General features: G+C 68.8%; 22 protein-coding genes. 2 read left to right on the top strand and 20 right to left on the bottom strand.

Annotated elements, in window-relative coordinates; translation table 11 throughout:
- Positions 1 to 47 precede the first annotated feature (47 nt).
- On the top strand, positions 48 to 899 hold the full coding sequence (gene asd / locus ASE28_RS30105) for an archaetidylserine decarboxylase (protein ID WP_057203811.1): 852 nt from the start codon (positions 48 to 50) through the stop codon (positions 897 to 899).
- Positions 900 to 987: 88 nt separating this feature from the next.
- Here asd and ASE28_RS30100 read toward each other — a convergent pair whose 3' ends face one another.
- From ASE28_RS30100 to ASE28_RS30025, 16 genes are all read right to left on the bottom strand, one after another.
- Complete coding sequence (locus ASE28_RS30100) at positions 988 to 1,197, bottom strand: hypothetical protein (RefSeq protein ID WP_057203812.1); 210 nt, start codon at positions 1,195 to 1,197, stop codon at positions 988 to 990.
- A 125-nt stretch (positions 1,198 to 1,322) separates the two neighbouring features.
- Positions 1,323 to 2,141, bottom strand: coding sequence for an N-formylglutamate deformylase (gene hutG / locus ASE28_RS30095; protein WP_057269696.1), 819 nt, complete (start codon positions 2,139 to 2,141; stop codon positions 1,323 to 1,325).
- A gap of 35 nt (positions 2,142 to 2,176) precedes the next feature.
- The gene (locus ASE28_RS30090; protein WP_057269695.1) at positions 2,177 to 3,565 is read right to left on the bottom strand and encodes a formimidoylglutamate deiminase; all 1,389 of its coding nucleotides are present in this window, start codon (positions 3,563 to 3,565) and stop codon (positions 2,177 to 2,179) included.
- Positions 3,562 to 4,695, bottom strand: coding sequence for a histidinol-phosphate transaminase (locus ASE28_RS30085; protein ID WP_057269694.1), 1,134 nt, complete (start codon positions 4,693 to 4,695; stop codon positions 3,562 to 3,564). Before ASE28_RS30085 ends, ASE28_RS30090 begins: the two co-directional genes overlap by 4 nt.
- Entirely contained in the window at positions 4,692 to 6,083 is a 1,392-nt protein-coding gene (locus ASE28_RS30080; RefSeq protein ID WP_057269693.1) for an FAD-binding oxidoreductase, read from the bottom strand. The genes ASE28_RS30085 and ASE28_RS30080 overlap by 4 nt, the downstream gene beginning before the upstream one ends.
- Positions 6,084 to 6,087: 4 nt before the next feature.
- Positions 6,088 to 7,350 (bottom strand): imidazolonepropionase, encoded by a 1,263-nt coding sequence (hutI, locus tag ASE28_RS30075; RefSeq protein WP_057269692.1) that lies wholly within the window; start codon positions 7,348 to 7,350, stop codon positions 6,088 to 6,090.
- Positions 7,351 to 7,359: 9 nt separating this feature from the next.
- Positions 7,360 to 7,935 carry a HutD family protein gene (locus tag ASE28_RS30070; RefSeq protein ID WP_057269691.1) on the bottom strand — a complete coding sequence of 192 codons (576 nt, stop codon included), beginning with the start codon at positions 7,933 to 7,935 and terminating at the stop codon, positions 7,360 to 7,362.
- A gap of 87 nt (positions 7,936 to 8,022) precedes the next feature.
- Entirely contained in the window at positions 8,023 to 8,775 is a 753-nt protein-coding gene (locus ASE28_RS30065) for an IclR family transcriptional regulator (RefSeq protein ID WP_057269690.1), read from the bottom strand.
- 38 nt (positions 8,776 to 8,813) lie between these two features.
- Positions 8,814 to 10,535, bottom strand: coding sequence for a urocanate hydratase (hutU, locus tag ASE28_RS30060; protein ID WP_057269689.1), 1,722 nt, complete (start codon positions 10,533 to 10,535; stop codon positions 8,814 to 8,816).
- 51 nt (positions 10,536 to 10,586) lie between these two features.
- On the bottom strand, positions 10,587 to 12,170 hold the full coding sequence (hutH, locus tag ASE28_RS30055) for a histidine ammonia-lyase (RefSeq protein ID WP_057269688.1): 1,584 nt from the start codon (positions 12,168 to 12,170) through the stop codon (positions 10,587 to 10,589).
- 74 nt (positions 12,171 to 12,244) lie between these two features.
- Positions 12,245 to 13,039, bottom strand: coding sequence for a histidine utilization repressor (gene hutC / locus ASE28_RS30050; protein WP_057269687.1), 795 nt, complete (start codon positions 13,037 to 13,039; stop codon positions 12,245 to 12,247).
- A gap of 22 nt (positions 13,040 to 13,061) precedes the next feature.
- Complete coding sequence (locus ASE28_RS30045) at positions 13,062 to 13,844, bottom strand: ABC transporter ATP-binding protein (protein WP_057203823.1); 783 nt, start codon at positions 13,842 to 13,844, stop codon at positions 13,062 to 13,064.
- Positions 13,841 to 14,677, bottom strand: a complete 837-nt coding sequence (locus tag ASE28_RS30040; RefSeq protein WP_057203824.1) for an ABC transporter permease — start codon at positions 14,675 to 14,677, stop codon at positions 13,841 to 13,843. The genes ASE28_RS30045 and ASE28_RS30040 overlap by 4 nt, the downstream gene beginning before the upstream one ends.
- Before the next feature lie 22 nt (positions 14,678 to 14,699).
- Complete coding sequence (locus tag ASE28_RS30035) at positions 14,700 to 15,665, bottom strand: ABC transporter substrate-binding protein (protein WP_057269754.1); 966 nt, start codon at positions 15,663 to 15,665, stop codon at positions 14,700 to 14,702.
- A gap of 299 nt (positions 15,666 to 15,964) precedes the next feature.
- Positions 15,965 to 17,113: an acyl-CoA dehydrogenase family protein gene (locus ASE28_RS30030; RefSeq protein ID WP_057269686.1), complete on the bottom strand. Its 1,149-nt coding sequence runs from the start codon at positions 17,111 to 17,113 to the stop codon at positions 15,965 to 15,967.
- An 18-nt stretch (positions 17,114 to 17,131) separates the two neighbouring features.
- Positions 17,132 to 18,400, bottom strand: coding sequence for a CaiB/BaiF CoA-transferase family protein (locus ASE28_RS30025; RefSeq protein WP_057269685.1), 1,269 nt, complete (start codon positions 18,398 to 18,400; stop codon positions 17,132 to 17,134).
- A gap of 49 nt (positions 18,401 to 18,449) precedes the next feature.
- On the opposite strand from ASE28_RS30025, the gene ASE28_RS30020 reads away from it, so the two are divergent.
- Entirely contained in the window at positions 18,450 to 19,382 is a 933-nt protein-coding gene (locus ASE28_RS30020) for a LysR substrate-binding domain-containing protein (protein ID WP_057203827.1), read from the top strand.
- Positions 19,383 to 19,390: 8 nt separating this feature from the next.
- Here the strand turns inward: ASE28_RS30020 and ASE28_RS30015 are convergent, their stop codons facing one another.
- The 4 genes from ASE28_RS30015 to ASE28_RS30000 are packed head-to-tail and all read right to left on the bottom strand — an operon-like array spanning position 19,391 to position 22,383.
- Positions 19,391 to 20,890 carry a HAMP domain-containing sensor histidine kinase gene (locus ASE28_RS30015; protein ID WP_057269684.1) on the bottom strand — a complete coding sequence of 500 codons (1,500 nt, stop codon included), beginning with the start codon at positions 20,888 to 20,890 and terminating at the stop codon, positions 19,391 to 19,393.
- On the bottom strand, positions 20,887 to 21,579 hold the full coding sequence (locus ASE28_RS30010; protein WP_057269683.1) for a response regulator transcription factor: 693 nt from the start codon (positions 21,577 to 21,579) through the stop codon (positions 20,887 to 20,889). The genes ASE28_RS30015 and ASE28_RS30010 overlap by 4 nt, the downstream gene beginning before the upstream one ends.
- An 11-nt stretch (positions 21,580 to 21,590) precedes the next feature.
- Positions 21,591 to 21,890 (bottom strand): hypothetical protein, encoded by a 300-nt coding sequence (locus ASE28_RS30005; protein ID WP_057203830.1) that lies wholly within the window; start codon positions 21,888 to 21,890, stop codon positions 21,591 to 21,593.
- A gap of 16 nt (positions 21,891 to 21,906) precedes the next feature.
- The gene (locus ASE28_RS30000; RefSeq protein WP_057269682.1) at positions 21,907 to 22,383 is read right to left on the bottom strand and encodes a Spy/CpxP family protein refolding chaperone; all 477 of its coding nucleotides are present in this window, start codon (positions 22,381 to 22,383) and stop codon (positions 21,907 to 21,909) included.
- Positions 22,384 to 22,592 lie beyond the last annotated feature (209 nt).

Raw genomic sequence — 22,592 nt, 5'->3', positions numbered from 1 at the left:
CGCCATCAGTAGAATGGCCCGCACCCCTTTCCAAGGATGTTCCCACAGTGTCTGACAGCCTCGCCGTTCTCCCCCAGTACCTGATGCCCAAGCAGGCCATGACCGCCCTGGCGGGAAAATTCGCCTCGGCCCGCCTGGGGGGACTGACCACCGCAGTCATCCGCGGCTTCGTGTCCCACTACCAGGTGAACATGGCGGAGGCGGCCAATCCGGACATCGCGGCCTATGCCTCGTTCAACGACTTCTTCACCAGGGCCCTGCAGCCCGGCGCGCGACCCCTGGCCGATGCCGACCTGGTCTGCCCCGTGGACGGTGCCATCAGCCAGTTCGGCCCCATCCAGAAGGACCAGATCTTCCAGGCCAAGGGCCATTCATACTCCACCACGGCACTGGTGGGCGGCGATTCGTCGCTGGCTGCGCGCTTTGACGATGGCTACTTCGCCACCCTGTACCTGAGCCCGCGCGATTACCACCGCATCCACATGCCCTGCGCAGGCCAGCTCACGCGCATGGTGCATGTGCCCGGCGACCTGTTTTCGGTGAACCCGACCACGGCGCGCGGCGTGCCCGGCCTGTTCGCGCGCAACGAGCGCGTGGTGTGCTTCTTCGATTCGGCCCACGGGCCCTTCGTGCTGGTGCTGGTGGGCGCGACCATCGTGGGCAGCATGGCCACCGTCTGGCATGGCCAGGTGAACCCGCCGCGCACCGGCGTGCTGCGCCACTGGGACTACCCGGCCGGCCAGGTGTCGCTGCAAAAGGGCGAGGAAATGGGCCGTTTCCTGCTCGGCTCCACCGTGGTGATGCTGTTCCCCAAGGGGCCGTTCCAGTTCAACGCCGAATGGGCTCCGGCGCGTCCCGTGCGCCTGGGCGAGGCCATGGCGCAGTACCCAATGGAATAATGCCTCCGCGCAGGCGTGCCTGGCTTGCCCCCAGAGCTGCCGCCTCCTGCGGCTGCACCGGGACGCAAAGCAATCCGGGCAGTGCTTTTCAGATCCTGTCTGGAACGCGCGCGAGATGGAAGGCCGTGGGCGCCAGCCGAAGTGCATCGGGATGCACAGGCGATTCGTGCCCCACAAGGTAGACCATCATGGCGTCGCGGCGCACCACGATGTGGCTCACCGTCTCGCGGCTCAACCCCAGGTGCACGAAGGCGCCGGGCTTGAACAAGGGCATGTAGTAATAGGCCGCTGGGTCCACGAGGGTGCGGCTCCTTCCGCAATGGTGGCCAAGGGGCGCACCTGCGGCCCTGCGAGGACCGCTCGGCCCATGGTAGCACCTATACCCGTTCAACAACGGCCCTGTCGGCGGTAAAGCTGCGCAGCTCAGCCCTTGGCGCGCGCCTGCGCAAAGGCCAGCGCCGCCTCCAGCATGCGTTTCAGGTGCGGCTGCACGCCGGCCGCCACCTCGGGCAGGTAGTCGAAAGGCAGGGCTTCCTGCATGTAGCTGCACTGCGTCATCTCCAGCTGCACCGCATGCACGTTCTGCGCGGGCTGGCCGTAGTGGCGCGTGATGTGCCCGCCCTTGAAGCGGCCGTTGAGCAAGGCGGTATGGCCCGGCGCGGCCTGCGCAATGGCCAGCAGCTCCTGCGCCAGCGCCGGGTCGCAGCTCTCGCCGTTGGCTGTGCCCAGGTTCAGGTCGGGCAGCTTGCCTTCGAAGAAGCGCGGCAGCACCGAGCGGATCGAATGCGCATCCCACAGCACCGCCACGCCATGGGCAGCACGGATGCGGTCGAGTTCGGCGCGCAGCTGCGCGTGGTACGGCGCCCAGATGGCATCGCGGCGCTCGGCCACTTCGGTGTCGTCGGGCACGTCGCCCCGGGTGTAGATGGGCGTGTCGTCGAAGGTGTCCACCGGGCACAGGCCGGTAACGCTCTGGCCCGGGTAGAGGCTGGCCCCATCGGGCGGGCGGTTCAGGTCCACCACGTAGCGCGAATGCGTGGCCGCGAGGATGGATGCGCCCATGCCTTTCGCAAAATCGTACAGGCGCTCCAGGTGCCAGTCGGTGTCGGGCACCTGGCGGCATTCGTCGGTGAAGCGCGCGGCGATGGCCGGTGGCACATAGGTGCCCACATGCGGCATGGAAATCAGCAGCGGCGCGGTGCCCTGGTGGAGGGTGAAGGCGGGTTGGGTGGTGACGGTCATGGCGGGGGTCTCAAGGGACGCTTTTCAAAATTCGTTCATTGTGGCGCGATGGTCGCTGCACGGGCTTGCGCAAAGGCGATGGCCGCACTCTCATGCAAGGCATGGCGGCCGGCGACGACCCGTTGCGCGCCGCCCACCCACAGGCCCTGCAGCGCGCTGGTGCGGTGGCTGCCGAACACATGGGCCGAGAGCATGGCCTCGACCGGCAACCCGGCCAGCGCAATGTGCGACGGGTCCAGCACCGCAAAATCGGCCTGCTGGCCCACGGCCAGGCCCGCCACAGGGCGGCCCGATGCCTGCGCCCCGCCCTGCACGGACGCGAGCCACATGGCCGTGGCCACCTGGGGCTGCACCGCGCTTGCCAGCACATTGCGCTGGCGCAGCGACAGGCGCTGGCTGTACTCCAGCATCAGCAATTCCTCGGCCGCGTTCACGCAGGCATGGCTGTCCGAGCCCACGCCCCAGGCACCGCCATGGCCCAGCCACTGCGGCATGTCGAAGATGCCGTCGCCCAGGTTGGCCTCGGTGGTGGGGCAGATGCCGGCCACGGCACCGCTGCGCGCGGCATCGGCATACTCCTGCGGTGTCATGTGCGTGGCGTGCACCAAGCACCAGCGCGCGTCCACGGCCATGTGCTCCAGCAGCCACTGCACGGGGCGCTGGCCGCTCCAGGCCACGCAGTCGTCCACCTCCTGGGTCTGCTCGGCGATGTGGATGTGGATGGGGGCGTGGGCATCGATGGCGGTGAGGCCCTGCACGGCGGCAGCCAGGCTGTCGGGCGGCACGGCGCGCAGCGAGTGCGGTGCCAGGCCCAGGCCAGCACCCTGCGCCTTCGCCAGGGGCGCAAGGCGCTCCAGCAGAGCCAGCATGTTGTCGGTGCTGCGGATGAAGCGTGCCTGGTCCGCACGCGGTGGCCTGGCGCCAAAGCCGCTGGTCTGGTAGAGCACCGGCAGCAGCGTGATGCCGATGCCCGCATTGCGCGCCGCGCGCAGCAGCGCGAGCGACAGCGTGGCATCGTCGGCATAGGGCCGGCCGTCCTGGTCGTGGTGCACGTAGTGGAATTCGCAGACCGAGGTGTAACCGGCCTCCAGCATCTCCACGTAAAGCCAGGTGGCAATGGCCTCCAGCGACTCGGGCGTGATCTGCGCCGCAAAGCGGTACATCAGGTTGCGCCAGCTCCAGAAGCTGTCCTGGCTTTCTCCGCGGTACTCGGTGAGGCCCGCGAAGGCGCGCTGGAAGGCGTGCGAATGCAGGTTGGGCATGCCTGGCACCACGGGCCCGGTGGCGCGTGGCGCGACGCCGGCCGCACAGCCCGGGGCCACGGACTGCAGCCGGCCCGTGGCGTCCCACTGCAGCAGCACGTCGCGCGCCCAGCCACCGGGGAGCAAGGCGTGCTCGGCAAACAGCATGGTGGTTGCGCTCATGCAGCCACCTCCAGGATCGCGGCCAGCGCGTCGGCGAAACGCGTGTTCTCCGCCTCCGTACCGATGGAGACGCGGATGAAGGTCTCGAAACCCGGCTCCTTCCAGGGCTTGGTGATAAGGCCGCAGGCCAGCAGGGCCTCGTTCACCGGGCCATTGGGCCGACCGATGTCCAGGAACAGGAAGTTGGTGGCCGAAGGCGCAATGCGAACGCCCGCCAAGGCCTGCAGGCGCCCCAGCAACACGCCGCGCAGGCGCACGGTCTCGGCCACGCTCTGGCGCATGAAGGCCTCGTCGCCCCAGGCCGCCAGCGCCGCAGCCTGGGCCGCGTGGTTCACGTTGAAGGGCGTACGCACGCGGTCGAGCAATTGCACCAGGGCCGCGTCGCTGGCCAGGCCGTAGCCCACGCGCAGGCCCGCCAGGCCCCAGGCCTTGGAGAAGGTGCGCAGCACGATCCATGGCGCGGCACGGCCACGCAGCAGGGCCAGCACGTCGGGGTAGCTCTGCGCATGGCAGGCGTACTCGTAGTAGGCCTCGTCCACCACCAGCAGCGTGTGCGCGGGCGTGGCCGCAAGCAGGCGCTCGAATTCCTGCGCCGTGAACATGCAGCCCACGGGGTTGGAGGGGTTGGCCAGCATGGCGATCTTGGGGCCGCGCGCCAGGGCGGCGCACCAGGCATCCACGTCGAAGCCGAGTTCGGGCGTGAGCGCCAGCAGTTCGACCTGCGCGCCCATCATGCGCGGGTAGATCTCGTGCAGGCCGAAGGCCGGGCGTTGGGCCAGCACCCGGTCGCCCTGCGACAGAAAGGACTGGCACAGCATCTGCAGGATGTCTTCGGAGCCATTGCCGACGACGATGCCCTCGGGCGCCACGCCCGTGCGCGCCGCGATGGCGGCGCGCAGCGCGGTGCAGTTCGCGTCGGGGTAGGTGCCCACCCGCGCCGCCAGGTTCACCAGCGCACGCGCCACGGCGGGGCTGGCGCCATAGGGGTTCTCGTTGCTGGCCAGGCGCGCGATCTCGGTCACGCCGTAGCGCTGGCGCACGGCATCGGACGACAGGCCGGCATTGTAGGCGGGCAGCGGGGCCACCTCGGGGCGGGCCAGGGCCTGGATGGCGGATGCAACAGCGTTCATAGGTCGAATACCTTGCCGGGGTTCATGAGATGGAGGGGGTCGAGCGCCTGCTTGATGGCGCGCATGGCAGCCAGTTCGGCCGGGGTGCGGCTGGCGTGGAGGTAGGGCTTCTTGTGCAGGCCGATGCCATGCTCGGCCGAGACGCTGCCGCCAAAGGCCGCCACCTGGGCGTACACCAGTGCCTCGACCGCAGCCTCGTCACCGCCCACGGTGGAGGCGTCGGTGGACAGGTGCAGGTTGCCATCGCCGATATGGCCGAAGAACACCGTGAGATGCCCGGGCCAGCGTGCAGACAGCGCGGTGCGGCATTCCTGCGCAAACCGGCCGATGTCGGCCTGCGGCAGGCTCACGTCGAAGTTGATCGGGGGGTGCATGTGCGCGGGCAGCTCTGCCGTGGCCTCGCGGATCTTCCACAAGGCTTGCGCCTGGGACTGCGACTGGGCGATGGCGGCATCGATGGCCTCACCGGCCTCCATGGCCTCGCCCAACACTTCTTCCAGCGCGTCGCGCAGGCCGGCTTCGTCCTGGCCGCCGACGTCGATGAGCGCAGCAAACGGGTGCGGCGCCTCGAACGGCTCGCGCAGCGTCTGCCAGCGCAGCGAGGCCTCGACGAAATCGCGCCACATGAGCTCGAAGGCCGACAGCGCACCCGGAAAGCGCCCCTGCAGCCGGGCCAGCAGCGCCAGCGCCGCATCGAAATCAGACAAGGCCACCAGCGCGGTCGCCTTGGCGCGCGGCAGCGGCCGCAGGCGCAGCAGCGCGCGCGTGACCACGCCCAGCGTGCCCTCGGCGCCGATGAACCACTGCTTGAGGTCGTAGCCCGTGTTGTTCTTGAGCATGGGCCGCAGCATGGGCAGCAGCGTGCCGTCGGCCAGCACCACCTCCAGGCCCAGCACCTGCTCGCGCACCATGCCGTGCTGCAGCACGCCGTTGCCGCCCGCATTGGTGGACACGGCCCCGCCCACCTGGGCCGAACCGCGCGCACCGAAGTCCACGCCGAACTGCAGGCCCACGGCGAGCGCGGCCTCCTGCACCGCCTGCACGGTGGCACCGGCCTGCACGGTCAGCGTGGCAGAGCGTGCATCCACCGCCTCGATGGCGTTCATGCGCTCCAGCGACAGCGCCACCCCGCCCGCGCAGGGCACGGCCGCCCCGGCCAGCCCCGTGAGGCCGCCCTGGGGCACCACGGGCACGCGGTGGGCATGGCACAGGCGCAGCAGGGCCGACACTTCTTCGGTGCTGCGCGGGCGCACCAGCGCCAGCGGTGGCACGGGGGCCGTGCCGCTCCAGTCGGTGTTGTGGCGCGGGGGCACGGCATCGCCCACCTGCACGCGGTCGGCGCCCAGCGCCTCGACCAGCGCCGCCAGGAATTCGCTGTGCGTGGCCATGGGCTCAGGCCCCTTTCGCGATGCGCCCCTGGCGCACGATGGTGCGCGCGGGCTTGTGGCCGAACCAGTAGGCCAGCTCCGCCGCGTCGGCAAACGGCCAGAGCACGAAATTGGCCGGCCGGCCCGATGCGATGAGGCCATGCGTGTCCTGCAGGCCCAGCGCGCGCGCGGCGTGCGTGGTGATGCCGGCCAGCGCCTCGGGTACCGTCAGGCGGAACAGCGTGCAGGCCATGTTGGCCATGAGCAGCAGGCTCAAAGCGGGCGAGGTGCCGGGGTTGTGGTCGGTAGATACGGCCATGGGCACGCCGGCCTCGCGCAGCGCGGCGATGGGCGGCAGGTGCGTGTCGCGCAGCGTGTAGTAGGCGCCGGGCAACAGCACGGCCACGGTGCCGGCCTGTTTCATGGCATCGATCCCTGCTTGCGAGAGGTGCTCGATATGGTCGCACGAGAGCGCACCGTAGCGCGCGGCCAGCGCGGCCCCGCCCATGTCCGAGAGCTGCTCGGCGTGCAGCTTGACCGGAATGCCCAGCGCGCGCGCGGCCTGAAAGACCTGCTCCGTCTCGGCCAGCGTGAAGGCGATGCGTTCGCAGAACACGTCCACCGCGTCCACCAGGCCCTCGGCGGCCAGCGCGGGCAGCATCTCGTTGCAGACCAGGTCGGTGTAGTCCTGGCTGCGGCCCGCGTACTCGGGCGGCAGCGCATGTGCACCCAGGAAGGTGGTGCACACGGTCACGCCCAGCGCATCGCCCAGGCGGCGCGCCACGCGCAGCTGCTTGCGCTCGTGTTCCAGCGCCAGGCCATAGCCCGACTTGATCTCGATGGCGCAGACACCCTCGTCCAGCAACGCCTGCAGGCGCGGCAGGGCCAGGGCCAAGAGTTCATCCTCGCTGGCTTCGCGCGTGGCGCGCACCGACGAGACGATACCGCCGCCGGCCCTGGCCACCTCTTCGTAGGTGGCGCCCGCCAGGCGCATCGCGAATTCGTTGGCACGCTGGCCGCCATAGACCAGGTGGGTATGGCAATCCACCAGGCCTGGTGTGGCCAGGGCGCCCCGCGCGTCAAAGCGCGGCAGGGCATTCCAGGCGGCGGGCCATGCGTCCTGCGGCCCCACCCATTGCACGGTTCCGCCCTGCACCACCACGCAGGTGGTGGCACCCTGGGGAACAGGCACATCGGCTATGCACAGGTCGGGGGCCGGGCGCATGCCGATCCAGATGCCATCGGCCGAAGGATGGCTTTGAAGGGTGGGGATGGTGGTGGGTGTCATGGGCAAAAGTCAGTCGGAGGGTTCCATATCCAGGTCGATCCAGGCCAATGCTGGATCGGCATCCAAAGGCTCGAGCGCATTTTCTGCGGTGCCATCGCTCCACCACAGCCCCTGGCCGGGCTCCAGCACCTCTTCACCGCAACGCCAGCGCCCGCGCAGCACCATGCACAGGCCGGCGCGTGCGCGCCCTGCCACCCGCGCATGGCCGGTCACCTGCAGGCCGCCGTGCCAGCGGCCCCGGCGCACCATGAGGTTGAAGTCGGTCGACGGCCCGCCCAGCATGGCGCAATCCACGGCAACATCGCCCTTGAAGGCCAGCGGCTGCCAGGGCTGATCGAGGTCGTGGTCCAGCTGGCCGTCGTTGGAGCGCAGGTGCACTCCGTCGCCGTCGAGCAGCATGATCTGCCGGTCCACCCCCGGAAAGGCCGAGAACGGGCCCGCTGCGGCAATCGTGGCCACGCTCACGCGCCACTCGAAGCCATCCATGCCCGCGCCCTGCGGCCAGCAGGCCAGCTCGCGGGTGCTGCCGCCACCGTTCTTCCAGGGCACGCTGGGGGTGAAAGCCAGATCGAAGAACTGGACCATGGTCAGGCCTCTTGCCCAGGGACGGGGAACAGCAAGGCTACGGGGAGTGAGGCGGTCATCGGAAAAATCACTTGTCGTCGTTGTCAGTCAATGCAGAACCAGTTGGCGCGAGATGCGCGCGGCGGCCACCACGGCCATACGGATCAGGGCTTCTTCCTGGCCGCTGGCACGCACGATGGGTGCCATCAGCGTGATGGCACCCACAGACTGGCGCGAGGCGCCGAACAGGGGCACGCTGCAGCCCCAGACGCCGGGGTCCACCTCGCCGGCGGTCATGGCAAAGCCCGCCTTGCGGATGGCATCGCTCTCGCGCTGCGCGGCATCGCGCTCGGGCGTGCCTGCGCCCCATTGGCTGTCGAGCACGGCAGCGCGCACCGCCTCGGGCAGGTGGGCCAATACGCACTTGGCCGAGGCCCCTGCGCGCAAGGGCACGCTGCGCCCCTTCTCGAAAGAGCAGCGCAGCGAATGCTGGCTCTCCACCATGTCCAGGCAGATGGCTTGGTCGTTCACGGCGACGATCAGGCCCACGCTTTCCTGCGACTGCTGGGCCAGGTCCACCATGTCGGGCCGGGCCTGGCGCACCAGGTGCGAGGCCAGATCGAAGCCCAGCGCCAGCTGCAGGCTCAGCGGGCCGGGGGCATAGCAGCCATCGCTTTCGAGCACGAAGCCCCAGCGCTTGAGCCGCGCGAGCTGGCGGTACAGCGTGCTGCGCGCCAGGCCCGTGCGCTCCATGAGCTCGGCTACAGGCATGGACTTGCCCTGCTGGGCCAGCACGGCCAGCACCTGCAGCACCCGGTCGGCCGTGGGCACGGCGGGAAGCATTAGCGCGTCCTTGGGCATGTCTCAGGGCCTTGGTGCGGATGCTGTATGGCCTGCGCTCAGCGCACCATGGGCAATTTGAGGCCCTGCTTCTTGGCAGTGGCCACGGCCAGGTCGTAGCCGGCATCGGCGTGGCGCATCACGCCGCTGCCGCTGTCGTTGACCAGCACGCGCGCCAGGCGCTCGGCCGCAGCATCGGTGCCGTCGGCGACGATCACCATGCCCGAATGCTGCGAGTAGCCCATGCCCACGCCACCGCCGTGGTGCAGGCTGACCCAGGTGGCACCGCCCGCAGTGTTGAGCAGCGCGTTGAGCAGCGGCCAGTCGCTCACGGCGTCGGTGCCGTCCTTCATGCTTTCGGTCTCGCGGTTGGGGCTGGCGACCGAGCCGGTATCCAGGTGGTCGCGGCCGATCACGATGGGGGCCTTGAGCTCGCCGTTCTTCACCATCTCGTTGAACGCCAGGCCGGCGATGTGGCGCTCGCCCAGGCCCAGCCAGCAGATGCGCGCTGGCAGGCCCTGGAAGCTGATGCGCTCGCGCGCCATGTCCAGCCAGCGGTGGGTGTGGGTGTTGTTCGGGAACAGCTCCTTGATCTTGGCGTCGGTCTTGTAGATGTCTTCCGGGTCGCCCGAAAGCGCGACCCAGCGGAACGGACCCTTGCCTTCGCAGAACAGGGGTCGGATGTAGGCCGGCACAAAGCCCGGGAAGTCGAAGGCGTTCTTCACGCCCTGATCGAACGCCACCTGGCGGATGTTGTTGCCGTAGTCCACCGTGGGCACGCCCATGGACTGGAAGTCGAGCATGGCCTGCACGTGCACGGCGCAGCTCTGGGCGGCAGCGGCAGTGAGGGCCGCGTGGCGCGCAGGGTCCTTCATGGCGGCCTGCCACTCGGGCACGGTCCAGCCGCTGGGCAGGTAGCCGTTGACCAGGTCGTGGGCCGAGGTCTGATCGGTCACCAGGTCGGGCTTGATGCCGCCGGCCTGGGCGCGGCGCACCAGTTCGGGCAGCACGTCGGCGGCATTGCCCAGCAGCGCGATGGAGACGGCTTCCTTGCGCTCCGTGTGGTGCTCGATGAGGGCGATGGCGTCGTCGATGTCCTTGGCCTGCTTGTCCACGTAGCGGGTGCGCAGGCGAAAGTCGATGCTGCTTTGCTGGCACTCGATGTTGAGCGACACGGCACCGGCCAGCGTGGCGGCCAGCGGCTGCGCGCCACCCATGCCGCCCAGGCCGGCCGTGAGGATCCACTTGCCTGCCAGGCTGTTGCCGTAGTGCTGGCGGCCGGCCTCGACGAAGGTCTCGAACGTGCCCTGCACGATGCCCTGGCTGCCGATGTAGATCCAGCTGCCGGCGGTCATCTGGCCGTACATGAACAGGCCCTTCTGGTCGAGTTCGCTGAAATGCTCCCAGGTGGCCCACTTGGGCACCAGGTTGGAGTTGGCCAGCAGCACGCGCGGCGCGTTGGCATGGGTCTTGAACACGCCCACTGGCTTGCCCGACTGCACGAGCAGGGTCTCGTCATCGTTCAGGTCCTTGAGCGAGGCCAGGATCTGGTCGAAGCACTCCCAGTTGCGCGCCGCACGGCCGATGCCGCCATAGACCACCAGGTCCTGCGGGCGTTCGGCCACCTCGGGATCGAGGTTGTTCTGGATCATGCGGTAGGCCGCTTCGATGAGCCAGTTCTTGCAGGTGAGTTCGGTGCCGCGCGGCGCGCGGATCACGCGCGTGGGATCGTGGCGAGGATCGGCGGAGGTGGCGGACAGGATGGCGTCGTTGGCGTTCATGGTGATCTCCTGGTCAACGTGGGTGCGAAGAAAACGGGTGAATGGACAAGCTCAGGCGTGGCTGGGCAGGCACTGGGTCAGGGGCGCAGGCCAGGCGGATTCGAGCGCCCACAGGCGCATGGCTTCGATGTCGGGCGCCAGGTAGCGGTCCTGCTCCAGGAAGGCCACGCGCTGGCGGATGGCGGCGAGTTGCGCTTCGATGAGCGCGGAACTCTTGAGCCAGGGGGCTGCTGTGGCGCCCGGTGCCGGCACGCGCTCGAAGTCGATGCCCTGCGCGGCGGCCATGGCCTCGATGCCGACGATGACGGCGGTGTTGCGCACCATGTCACCGAGGCGGCGTGCGCCGTAGGTGGCCATGGACACATGGTCCTCCTGGTTGGCCGAGGTGGGCAGGCTGGTCACGCTGCTCGGGTGGGCCAGGCACTGGTTCTCGGCCGCAAGCGCGGCGGCGGTGACCTGGGCGATCATGAAGCCCGAGTTCACGCCGCTGTCGCGGATCAAAAAGGCCGGCAGGCCGGACAGGCCGGTGTCCAGCAGCAGCGCCATGCGGCGCTCGGAGATAGCACCGATCTCCGACACGGCCAGCGCGATGATGTCTGCTGCGAAGGCCACGGGTTCGGCGTGGAAGTTGCCGCCCGAGATCACTTCTCCCGTGTCGGTGAAGACCAGCGGGTTGTCGGACGCGGCATTCGCCTCGATGCGCAGCACGCGCGCGGCGTGGGTGAGGTTATCGAGGCACGCGCCCATCACCTGGGGCACGCAGCGGATGGAGTAAGGGTCTTGCACCCGGCCGCAGTTCGGGTGCGAGGGATCGATCTCGCTGCCTTCGAGCAGCCCGCGCACGGCGGCCGCCACGGCGATCTGCCCGGCCTGGCCGCGCGCCTCGTGGATGCGAGCATCGAACGGCTTGACCGAACCCTTGATGGCTTCGAGCGACAGCGCACCCGACACCAGGCCGCCGGCCAGCACGCTCTCGGCCCCGAACAGGCCGGCCAGCGCCAGCGCGGTGGACACCTGCGTGCCGTTGAGCAGCGCCAGGCCTTCCTTGGGGCCGAGCACGAAGGGATCGAGGCCCACGGCGGCCATGGCTTCGCGGCCGGAGACCACCTGGCCATTGACCTTGGCCTGGCCTTCGCCGATGAGCACGCAGGCCATGTGGGCCAGCGGCGCCAGGTCGCCCGAGGCGCCGACCGAGCCCTTGGCCGGGATCACGGGCAGCACGTCGGCATTGGCCAGCGCCAGCAAGGCATCGACCAGTGCCGGGCGCACGCCCGAGTGGCCGCGCGCCAGGCTCACGGCCTTGGTGGCCAGCACCATGCGCACCACCGGATCGGGCAGCGACTCGCCCGTACCCACGCTGTGCGAGAGCACCAGGTTGCGCTGCAGCTCGGCCAGGCGGTCATGGGCGATCTTGGTGCTGGCAAGCTTGCCGAAGCCGGTGTTGATGCCGTAGACCACTTGGTCTTCGTCCACGATGCGCTGCACGGTGGCTTCGGAGGCCTGCATGCCGGCCAGGGCCGCAGGGTCGAGCGCCAGGCGCAGGCCACCGGCGCTCAGGCGGCGCAGCTCGGCCAGGCTCACCTGTCCGGGGCGCAGCAGCAGGGTGCTTGGGGATACAGAGGTTGCAGTGGTCATTGGTTAATCCTGTATATACAAGTTGGCATGAGCGAAAAAAACGGGATGCCGCCGTCTGGCTGCGCCCTGGCTATCTATTCAAAAACCGGGTTGCCGTCCGCCCGGAAGCGGCTCCCCAGCCGGTAGCGCGACGACGGGTGCAGGCAGCGCACCATGGTCACGGGCACACCCCGGCTCCAGGTGCGCCGCGTGAGCAGCAGGCAGGGCTGGGCCGGGTCCATTTCGAGCAGCAGGGCCTGGTCGGCCGTGGGCAGCACGGCGTCCACCACATGCTCGACCTGGTCGAAAGGCACGTTGCGCACCAGGAATTCAGAAGGCTGCAGCAGCGTGAAATCCTGCTGCGCGAACTGCGGCACGACGCGCGGGTTCACGTAGCGGTCTTCGAGCTGCACGGGCAACCCGTCCTCCAGGTGTACGCACACGGCGTGGAACACCGACTCGCCGGTGCGCATGTCCAGCGCCGCCGCCACTTCCATCGTGGCCGAGACGCGCTCCACGGTCAGCACCTTGCAGCGGTAGTCATGCCCGCGCTGGCGGATCTCGCTGGCCAGGTTGGCGATCTGCAGCAAGGTGGATTGGGGCTTGTCCTCGGCCACGAAGCTGCCCACGCCGGCCACGCGCACGATGCGGCCCTGCTCGGCCAGCTCGCGCAGGGCGCGGTTCACGGTCATGCGCGACATGCCGAACTGGGTCACCAGGTCGTTCTCGGACGGCAGGCGGTCGCCGGCCTTCCAGGAGCCGTCCTGGATCTTGCGCGCGATGTGGTCCTTGATCTGCTGGTACAGGGCCAGCGCAGACACCTCGGGCTGCGCAGCGGGCTGCGGCGTGGCCTTGGGGCGCAGTGCGCGGGCGGTGGAAGCGGTTGGCATGGTGGTGGTCAGCCCTGGCGGCTCAGTGCGCGTCCGCCGCCATGGATTCGGCGCGGATCTCTTCGGTCAGGCGCGCCTTGAGGTCCATGAACTCGGGCGAGGTCTTGATCGTGTAATGGCGCGGGTGCGGCAGGTCCACGGCCAGCTCGGTCTTGATGCGGCCGGGCCGGGCACTGAACACCGCCACGCGGTTGGCCATGAAGATGGCTTCGTCGATGTCGTGGGTCACGAACATCACGGTCTTGCGCTCGGCCTCCCAGATGCCCAGCAGCAGCTCCTGCATGAGCACGCGGGTCTGGTTGTCCAGGGCGCCGAAGGGCTCGTCCATCAGCAGGATCTTGGGGTCGTTGGCCAGCGCGCGGGCAATCGCCGTGCGCTGCTGCATGCCGCCCGAAAGCTGCTTGGGGAAATGCTGCTCAAAACCGCGCAGGCCCACCTTGGCGATGAAGTAGTCGGCGCGCTCCTTTTGCTGCGCCTCGGGCATGCCGCGTTCGCGCAGGCCGAAGCGGATGTTCTGCTCGATGGTGAGCCAGGGGAACAGCGTGTAGCTCTGGAACACCATGCCGCGGTCGGCACCCGGCCCTTCGACGGGGCGCCCGCCCAGCAGCACACGGCCCGAGGTGGGGTGGTCCAGGCCGGCCACGATGCGCAGCATGGTCGATTTGCCGCAGCCCGAGGGGCCGAGGATGGTCACGAAGTCGTTTTCCTGCACGTCGAAATCGACGGGCAGCAAGGCCTGGGTCACCTGCCCCTTGGGGCTGACGAAGGTGCGCGAAACACCTTGGATGGACAGCAGCGGGCTCATCGCAGGGCACTCCACGCAAACAGACGGCGGTTGACGAATTTGAAGAAGGAATCCGACACCAGCCCGATGAGCCCGATGACGATGATGCCGAAGATGATCTGGCCCGTGTTCAGCAGCGCTTGGCTGTCGGTGATCATGTGGCCGATGCCCGAGGACGAGCCGATCAGCTCGGCCACGATCACATAGGTCCAGGCCCAGCCCAGCACCAGGCGCAGGGTCTCGGCGATGTCGGGTGCGGCACCCGGGATGAGAACACGGCGCACGATGCCGGTGGGCGTGGAGCCCAGCGTGTAGGCAGCCTCCACCAGGTCCTTGCGGGCGTTGCCGACGATGACGGCCACCATCAGGATGATCTGGAACACCGAGCCGATGAAGATCACCAGCAGCTTCTGCATCTCGCCCAGGCCCGCCCACAGGATCAGCAGCGGAATGAAGGCCGAAGCCGGCAGGTAGCGGCAGAACGACACAAAGGGCTCGAGGAAGGCTTCCACCCCCTTGTGCGCGCCCATCGCGATGCCCAGGGGCACCGCCACGATGGCAGCCAGAATGAAGCCGCCGAGAACGCGCCACACGGTCATGCCGATGTCGTGCAGGAAGCCGAACTCGGTGAACAGCAGCCAGCCTTCCTTGGCCATGGTGACCGGGCTGGCCAGGAACGTGGGCGACACGAAGCCCCCCAGCGTGAACACCGACCAGACGGCGAAGAACAGAATGAAAAACGCCACTCCCAGGACCAGCCGCGTGCGGGTGCTCACAGGTTCTAGCGGGGCCAGGGCCCGGCGGCGAGGCCGCTCGGGCTCCAGCACAGGTGCAACACCCATCACGCGACTCATGGTTCGATCCTTTGGTGGTTGCTTACTTGATGAAGCTGTCGTCGAACATCGCAGGGAAGTTCTCGGGCGCCTTGCGGATCACGCCGGCTTCGAGCAGGATGGCGCCGGCATCCTTCATGAAGGACGTGAGCTCACCTGCGAAGAACTTCTGGTTCGCGGCCTTGTCCTGCCAGCGCAGGAAGGCCGACGACTTGGCGAAGGCCTCGCCCGTCTGTTTGACGGCGGCGCCCATGATCTCGTTGGACTTGGTCGGGTCGGCCTTGATCATTTCCAGCGCATCGAAGTACGAATTGGTCAGTGCCTGCGCGGCCTTGGGGTTGGCCTTGAGCCACACGGGGTCGCAACCCACGGTGTCCATCACCATCGGGTATTCGATGGTGGTGGCCAGGATCTTGCCGGCCGCAGGGTTGGCGCGCACGGTGGACAGGTAGGGCTCGTAGGTCATGGCCGCGTCGTTCTGGCCCGAGACGAAGGCCTGCGCGGCCGGCTGGGGCTCCAGCGAGACGATCTTCACGTCCTTGAGGCTCATGCCGTTCTTGGACAGCATCCAGGCCAGGCCGAAGTACGGGGCGGTGCCCGGTGCGCTCACGCCGATGGTCTTGCCCTTGAGGTCGGCAAAGCCCTTGACGTCGTTGCGCACGGCCAGGCCGTCGGCGCCGTAGGACTTGTCGAGCTGGAAGATCTGCACGATGGGCACGCCGTTGGTGTTCCAGGCGACATGGGTCTCCACCGTGGTGGCCGCGCACTGGATGGCCTTGGAGGCCAGCGCCAGGTGGCGGTCCTTCTGGGGGATCATCTTCAGCTCCACGTCCAGGCCGTTCTTCTTGAAGATGCCTGCCTTGTCCGCCAGCGTCAGCGGGGCGAAGCCCGTCCAGCCGGACATGCCCAGGACTATCTTGGTCTCCTGGGCCTGGGCCGGTGCGGCCAGCCCCACCACACACGCAACCGCCGCTGCCAGCGACGCCATCTTCACAACCGTTCGGCTCATCATCAGCTCCTGTAGGGGAAAAAAGTACTTTTATGCATCCGGAGGAAAGCAGGCCTTGCTTCCTGGGTCCGATGATGGAGCTTCTATCGTACCTGTCTATACAGGGTAAACGCTAGGAAACCCGGCCCTCGGCCCCAAGAAACCGCCCCGCCTCCCGTCTCTTGGGACCGCCTTTCGGGCCATCCCATGGTCGGGCCCGCTCGGGGCGTTGGCCGGTGCTTTACCGGCACAGCGATTTAGCAAATTGCGGGCCAGTGCCAGGCGCCCTGATTGCACCAGAAAGGTGCAACCACCCGCACTCAGCCCAGCAGCGTGCGCGCAATGATGTTGCGCTGCACTTCGGAGGAGCCCTCGTAGATGCGCAGGATGCGGGCATCGCGCACATAGCGCTCCAGCGGCATTTCGCGCGTGTAGCCATAGCCGCCGTGGATCTGCAGCGCCGCATCGGCCACGACCCCGACCATCTCCGAGGCATGCAGCTTGGCCATGGCCGATTGCAGCGTGAAGGGCTGGCCGGCCTGGCGCAGTGCAAGCGCTTGCAGGGTCAGGCCCCAGGAGGCCTCCAGGCGCAGTTTCATGTCGGCCAGCATCCACTGCAGGCCCTGCTTGCCGGCAAGGGGGTCGCCGCCCACCAGGCGCTCCTTCATCCAGTGCGTGGTGCTTTCCAGCGCCGCCTCGGCAATGCCCAGGGCCGTGGCCGCCACGTCCAGGCGGCTGTTGTCCAGCACCTTCATCGCCGTCTTGAAGCCCGAACCCTCGGCCCCGAGGCGGTGGCTGGCCGGCACGCGCACGCCATCGAACGCGACCTCGAAGGCATGCGCGCCCTGGATGCCCATGAGTTTCTCGGGCGAGGAGATGCGGATGCCCGGGCTGTCCATCTCCACGATGAAGGCGCTGACACCGCGCGCACCGGCATCCGGGTCGGTCTTGGCGAAGACCACGAGGAACTGCGCCTCGCGCGCGTTGGAGATGAAGTGCTTGACGCCGTCGATGCGGTAGTGGTCGCCCCCGCGCACGGCCCGGGTGCGCAAATCCGCCGGGTGGGAGCCGCCACGCGGCTCGGTGAGCGCAAAGCCGGCAAGCCACTCACCGCTGGCTGCGCGCGGCAAGAAGCGCTGGTGCTGCTCGGCGCTGCCGCCGATGAGCACCGCATCGGTGCCCAGGTAGTGCGCGCCGATCATCGACGAGGTGGCCGCGCAGGCGCGCGAGATCTCCACCAACGACAGCAGCATGGCCGTGGGCGTAACGCCCGCGCCGCCCAGGTGCTCGGGCAGGTTCATGCCCATCACGCCCAGGGCGGCGAGCTGCGGCACATGGCAGGTGACGGACAAGGCCTGCTCGTCGATTTCGCGCGCGCGCGGCGCCAGCACCTCGGCGGCGAAACGGGCAACGGCGTCGGCAATGCCCTGGTCATCGGGGGTCACACCCAGTCGGTTCATCGTGGTCATAAAAAGCTCCTTGCGGTGTCAATGGGAGGTGGCGGCAGCCTGCGCCGGGCCGAAGAGCCCGGCCTCGCGCAGCGCCGCGAGCCGCTCGCCGCTGCAGTGCAGCAGCGCGGCCATGAGTTCGTCGGTGTGCTCACCCAGCGCCGGTGCAGGCTCGGCGCGGTTGGGCGCGGCGCCACCGAACTTGACCGGCTGTGTGGGCACGCGCAGGCCGGGCAAACGCGGGTCGTGTACCTCGCGCAACAGGCCGCGCGCCCTGCCCTGTTCGGATTCGAGCGCCTGGGCCGTGGTCCACAGCGGACCGCCGGGCACGCCGGCCGCCTCCAGCGCGGCCACCACCTGGGCCACGGGCAACCGGCCGGCCCAGACCTCGATGGCCTGCGCCAGCACGGGTTCGTTGGCATGGCGCAGCTCGTCGCTGGCGAAGCGCGCGTCATCGGCGAAAGCAGGCTCACCGATGAGTTGCGCGAGCGATGCGAACAGCTTGTGGTTGAGCACGGCGAGCGCGAAATGCCCGTCCTGCGCGCGGTACACGCCGAAGGGCGCCGAGAACGCATGCCGGTTGCCGCTGCGCCGCGGGCTCTGCCCGGTGAACAGGTAGCGCCCCACGCCCGTGACGAGAAATGCCAGCGTGGCATCGAACATGGCCACATCCACATGCTGGCCTTCGCCCGTGCGGCGCTGCTGGAGCAAGGCGGCCAGCGTGGCCCAGGAGGCGAACAGGCCGGCGATCACATCGGACACGGCCTCGCCGACCATGGTGGGGGTGCCTTCTGGATCGCCCGTGGACTCCATCAGGCCGCTCATGGCCTGCACGATGATGTCGTAGGCCGGCAGGTGCGCCAGCGGCCCGGTCTGGCCGAAGCCGGAGATGCTCACGTACACGAGCTTCGGGTTCACGCGGCGCAGGGCCACCGGGCCCACGCCCAGGCGCTCGGCCACGCCGGGGCGGAAATTCTCGACCACCACGTCCACCGTGGCGGCCAGGGCCGCGATGGTCTGCGCGGCTTCGGGGTGCTTGAGGTCGAGTACCAGGCTCTTCTTGTTGCGATTGAGGGCCGTGAACAGGCTGCTCATGCCTTCGCGCATGGGGCCGATGTGGCGGTAGTCGTCTCCGGTGGGCGGCTCGACCTTGATGACCTCGGCCCTCAGGTCGGCCAGCAGGGCCGTGGACAGCGGGCCCGCGAGCACGCGGCTGAAGTCGAGGATGCGCATGCCATCCAGCGGGCGGGAGGGTCCGGTCACGGCAGGGATCTCCGTAAAAAAACAAGGAGTCCCATGGTTGCCCATGTCTGCATCAAAATAAAATATTCAATCTTGATGCAATGGATCAACTATCTTGATCAATATCAGCCTGCGCCAGTTGGAGTATTTCGTGGCCGCGGCCCAGCACGGCGGTGCGGCGCGGGCCGCGCATGCGCTCTGCGTATCGCAGCCCTCCATCTCCAAGGCGATTGCCGACCTGGAGGCGCTGTGGAACGAAGCCCTGTTCGTGCGCCGCCACGCGCGCGGCCTGGACCTGACGGCGGCAGGCCGTCTGCGCCAGCGCGAGGCACAGGTGCTGCTGGAGAAGGCCCGCGCCCTCGAAGGGCCGCGGCGTGAGGAAGAGGCAGGGCTGCTGCGCGTGGGCTGCCTGTCCACGCTGGCACCCCGCTATCTGCCGGAAATCCTGGTGCGCATGCGCGCGAAGCACCCGCAGGTGGAGATCGAGATGCATGAGGCCGACACCGAAACCCTGGTGCAGATGCTCGAGCGCGGCGCGCTCGACACCGCCCTGCTCTACGACCTGGGCTTGGCGCGCGCCGTGCGGCTGGAAGCAGTGACCTCCTTCGCGCCCTATGCGCTGCTGCCGGCCGGCCATGCGCTCGCCACCCGCAGCAGCCTTCAGTTGTCCACGCTGGCGCAGGAGCCCTTCATCCTGATCAACCTGCCGCACAGCCGCGAGTATTTTCTCTCGCTGTTCCGGCAGGCGGGCGTCACGCCGCGCATCGCGCATCAGACGCCCTCGATCGAGATGGTGCGCTCGCTGGTGGCCAACGGCCTGGGGGTGTCCGTACTCACCACGCGGCCGGTACGCGATTGGAGCTATGACGGCAAGCGCTTGGCCTGCCGCCGGCTGCGCGGGCCGCTGGCGGCGCAGTCCGTGGTGCTGGCCACCCCGGAACAGCAGGTCCACGGGAACCCGCGCTCGGCGCTGTTCGCGCGCATGGCCAAGGCGGCCTTCGCGCAGCAACGCGACGCGATGACCACTCCCGCGCCAGGCCAGCGGTAACGGCGGCCTCAGCCCTTGGTGGGCGTCACCTGCGCGGGCTCGCCTGGCAGCGTGATACGCACCGACAGGCCCGGTGAGGCATTGCGCAGCTCGAACTGCCCGCCATGGGCCTGCGCCACCAGGCGGCACAGGTACAGCCCCAGCCCCACACCACCGGTGGCGCGCTGGCGTGCGACGTCGGGGCGGTAGAAAGCGTGTGCCATGCGCGCCAGGTGCTCGGGCGGCACGCCGGGGCCGTGGTCGCGCACCTCCAGCTCCACACCCGTGGGGGTGCTGCGCAGGTGCAGCTCGGGCGGTGATGCCGTGGGCTCGCAGTGGCGCAGGCTGTTGTCCAGCAGGTTGCGCAGCACCAGGCGCAGGCGCCCGCGGTCCAGCGCCAGCACGGGCAAGGCGGGGTCGGCGATGACCACGATGTCGTGGGCGCAATCGTGCCGCACCTCCAGCTCGGCAATCACCTCGCGCGCCAGCTCGGGCAGGTTGGTGGGCTCGCGGTGCAGGGCCGCATGCCGGCCCGCCAGGCGCTCGCTCTCCAGCAGGTCGGATATCAGGTGGGCCATCTCGCCCAGGTCGCGCATCAGCGCCTCGCGCTGGGGCCCCACGTCGGGGCCCTCGGGCAGCAGCTCGGTGTTCAGGCGCGCACGGGTCAGCGGGCTGCGCAGCTCGTGGCTCATGGCCAGCAGCAGGGCGCGCTTGGCCTCCAGCATCTGGTGGATGTCCTCGCCCATGGTGTTGATGGTGACGGCCAGTTGGCCCAGCTCATCGGGGCGGTGGGCATGGCGCACCGGGATGGGTTCGCCAAAGTCGCCCTCGCCAAAGCGCCGGGCGCCGCGGCGGATGTCGTCGAGCGGGCGCAGCAGGTGGCGCACGTAGACGTACGACAGGCCCGTGAGCAGCAGCAGCACCGACAGCGTGACCCAGGCCACGCGCGGCTTTTGCTCCCAGGTCATCGCATTGAGGCCAAACTCGATGGAATGGCCATCGGCCGTGGTGCGCTGCAGCAGGCGATGGCCATCGTCGCTGTCGCCCAGCCAGTGCCGCTCGGCCCGGTCCTTGTCCTTGTCACGGCCCAGGCGGTCGCGCATCCAGTCGGGGCGCGGAATATCGGGGTGCGATACCCAGTTGACCACCGGCCCCTGGATGCGCAGGTGGATGGGCAGGCGCTGCACGATGGACTGCGCACGCTCCACGCTGGGCGGGGTGCCGATCTCGCCGGCAAGGCGGTCCACATAGTCCATGAGCAGCGGCCGCGCCGCCTCGCGCCAGCCGACCGACAAGGCCTTCTGCACGCCCCCCACGAAGGTGATGGTGGTCATGCAGGCCAGCACCAGGAACAGCAGCACCAGGCGGATGCGCAGCGAGTGCCCGACGGCATCGCGGGCGCGCCGGTGCCACGGGCAGGGCTGGCCATCCTCGCCATGGCGATGGTGGTGGCGCCACCAGCCGCGCCGCTCAGTTTGCGGTGGCTCCCCGGGGAGCTGTGCCGCTGCGCTGCGGCCCCAGCGCCTCATGGTGCTGCCTTTCGCAGCGCCAGCGAGTAGCCGGCATTGCGCAGCGTCTTGATGCAGTCCAGCGGCTCGAGCTTCTTGCGCAGGCGGCTGACCACGATGTCCACCGCACGGGTGTAGAGCTCGGCCTCGTGGCCACGCAACTGGTTCAGGATGTCGTCGCGGCTGAACACCCGGCCCGGCTCGCGTGCCAGCAGGTGCAGGAGGTCGAACTCGGTACCGGTCAGCTCCACCGCCTCGCCCTGGCGCAGCACGCTGCGGCGGGCGGCATCGATGTGCAGGCCTTCGAATTCCAGCGGCCCATGGGCCTGCCCGTTGCCCGGCCCATCGCTGCGCCGCCGGCGCAGCACCGTCTGCAAGCGCGCGACCAATTCGCGCGGTTCAAACGGCTTGGGCAGGTAATCGTCGGCCCCCAGCTCCAGCCCCACCACCCGGTCCATCACATCGCCGCGCGCGGTGAGCATGACGATCGGCAGATCACCCTGCTTGCGGATGGTGCGGCACAGCTCGAAGCCATCCATCTCGGGGAGCATCACGTCGAGGATGGCGGCATCAAAGCCGCCCGCCGCGAGCTGCGCCAGCCCCTCGCTGGGCCTGAGCGCATGCGTGAGCTCCAGCTCGAAGCGCTGGAAATAGATCGCCAGCGGGGGGCCAAGCTGTGCGTCGTCATCAATGAGCAGGATCCGGTGCATGGGGCCGATTCTTACATTGACAGCGATTCGCCCAGGGCACGGTGCCGAACGATCAATTGGCGCAGGCGGTGCTTGGCGCCCGTGTGCAGGGCGTCGAAGCGGTCGGCCGCGTCCAGCAGCGCAGGCAGCGTCAGGGCGGCATGCTCGGGTTGCCGGGCCACCAGGCCCATGGCGTGCTCGCGGTCGAAGCGCGGGCCCCAGACCAGCGACATCAGCTCGTCATGGGGGTCCGGCACGCCCGCCAGGAGGCGGGGGCCATGCATGCGCATACGCTGGGTGAGCGTGTGGATGGGTTCCAGCGTGGGTGACATGCGTGGCTCCCTGCGCTCAGCCGTGGGACATCCAGCCGCCGCCGTGGCGGCCGCGCCTGTCCATCATGTCGCGCACCTTCTGCTGCTGCGCGGGGTTCAGGCTGTCGTAGAAGTCGGCCATGGCGGCGATCACCTCGGGGCTGGCGGTCTGCACGGCACGGGTCTTCTCTTCCATCAGGGCCTGGGCGCGGGCACGGTCGAAGGTGGCGCCTGCGACGATGGCCTGCACCTCGGCGCGCGGGTCGGGGGTCTTGCCCTTGAACGCAGCACGCTGGGCCTGCAGGGTGTCGGCCAGGGCGTTGAGCTTGAGCTTCTGCGCGTCATTGAGGTCCAGCTTGCTGCTCACGCGGTTGACGACCTTGCCACGGATTTCGGCGATCTTCTCGGGGCCCATCTCGCCATGGCGGTGGCCGCCTGCACAAGCGGTCAAACCGCCCAGGACGATGGTGGCGCCGAACACGCCGGCCAGGGTTTTCTTGATCCAGGGTTTCATGGTGCAGTCCTTTCATGGACGGTGTTGAACATGGGTCCTATGGTGCGCCTGGGCGGTTTTTGGGGGGTCTCGGGGCAGTTTCGATTTATTTCGGAATGTATCTACCGAAGGAAACATGGTGCACGGCTGGATGTCCATGCTGGCTGCGTGCCTTGGTTCAGGGCGGAGGCCGGGTCTCGGCCCGGCGGCCGAGGCACTTGTTCTTTGCG

The organism is Acidovorax sp. Root219 (assembly GCF_001428665.1).
In the GTDB taxonomy this organism is placed as follows: domain Bacteria; phylum Pseudomonadota; class Gammaproteobacteria; order Burkholderiales; family Burkholderiaceae_C; genus Acidovorax.
The sequence above is the reverse complement of the archived record's forward strand: the minus strand, read 5'-3'. Positions and strand labels throughout refer to the sequence as shown.

Coding starts and splice junctions, on each gene's coding strand:
- hutG (WP_057269696.1), bottom strand. CDS start 2,141: ATGACCGTCACCACCCAACCCGCCTTCACCCTCCACCAGGGCACCGCG.
- ASE28_RS30090 (WP_057269695.1), bottom strand. CDS start 3,565: ATGAGCGCAACCACCATGCTGTTTGCCGAGCACGCCTTGCTCCCCGGT.
- ASE28_RS30085 (WP_057269694.1), bottom strand. CDS start 4,695: ATGAACGCTGTTGCATCCGCCATCCAGGCCCTGGCCCGCCCCGAGGTG.
- ASE28_RS30080 (WP_057269693.1), bottom strand. CDS start 6,083: ATGGCCACGCACAGCGAATTCCTGGCGGCGCTGGTCGAGGCGCTGGGC.
- hutI (WP_057269692.1), bottom strand. CDS start 7,350: ATGACACCCACCACCATCCCCACCCTTCAAAGCCATCCTTCGGCCGAT.
- ASE28_RS30070 (WP_057269691.1), bottom strand. CDS start 7,935: ATGGTCCAGTTCTTCGATCTGGCTTTCACCCCCAGCGTGCCCTGGAAG.
- ASE28_RS30065 (WP_057269690.1), bottom strand. CDS start 8,775: ATGCCCAAGGACGCGCTAATGCTTCCCGCCGTGCCCACGGCCGACCGG.
- hutU (WP_057269689.1), bottom strand. CDS start 10,535: ATGAACGCCAACGACGCCATCCTGTCCGCCACCTCCGCCGATCCTCGC.
- hutH (WP_057269688.1), bottom strand. CDS start 12,170: ATGACCACTGCAACCTCTGTATCCCCAAGCACCCTGCTGCTGCGCCCC.
- hutC (WP_057269687.1), bottom strand. CDS start 13,039: ATGCCAACCGCTTCCACCGCCCGCGCACTGCGCCCCAAGGCCACGCCG.
- ASE28_RS30045 (WP_057203823.1), bottom strand. CDS start 13,844: ATGAGCCCGCTGCTGTCCATCCAAGGTGTTTCGCGCACCTTCGTCAGC.
- ASE28_RS30040 (WP_057203824.1), bottom strand. CDS start 14,677: ATGAGTCGCGTGATGGGTGTTGCACCTGTGCTGGAGCCCGAGCGGCCT.
- ASE28_RS30035 (WP_057269754.1), bottom strand. CDS start 15,665: ATGAGCCGAACGGTTGTGAAGATGGCGTCGCTGGCAGCGGCGGTTGCG.
- ASE28_RS30030 (WP_057269686.1), bottom strand. CDS start 17,113: ATGACCACGATGAACCGACTGGGTGTGACCCCCGATGACCAGGGCATT.
- ASE28_RS30025 (WP_057269685.1), bottom strand. CDS start 18,400: ATGGGCAACCATGGGACTCCTTGTTTTTTTACGGAGATCCCTGCCGTG.
- ASE28_RS30015 (WP_057269684.1), bottom strand. CDS start 20,890: ATGAGGCGCTGGGGCCGCAGCGCAGCGGCACAGCTCCCCGGGGAGCCA.
- ASE28_RS30010 (WP_057269683.1), bottom strand. CDS start 21,579: ATGCACCGGATCCTGCTCATTGATGACGACGCACAGCTTGGCCCCCCG.
- ASE28_RS30005 (WP_057203830.1), bottom strand. CDS start 21,890: ATGTCACCCACGCTGGAACCCATCCACACGCTCACCCAGCGTATGCGC.
- ASE28_RS30000 (WP_057269682.1), bottom strand. CDS start 22,383: ATGAAACCCTGGATCAAGAAAACCCTGGCCGGCGTGTTCGGCGCCACC.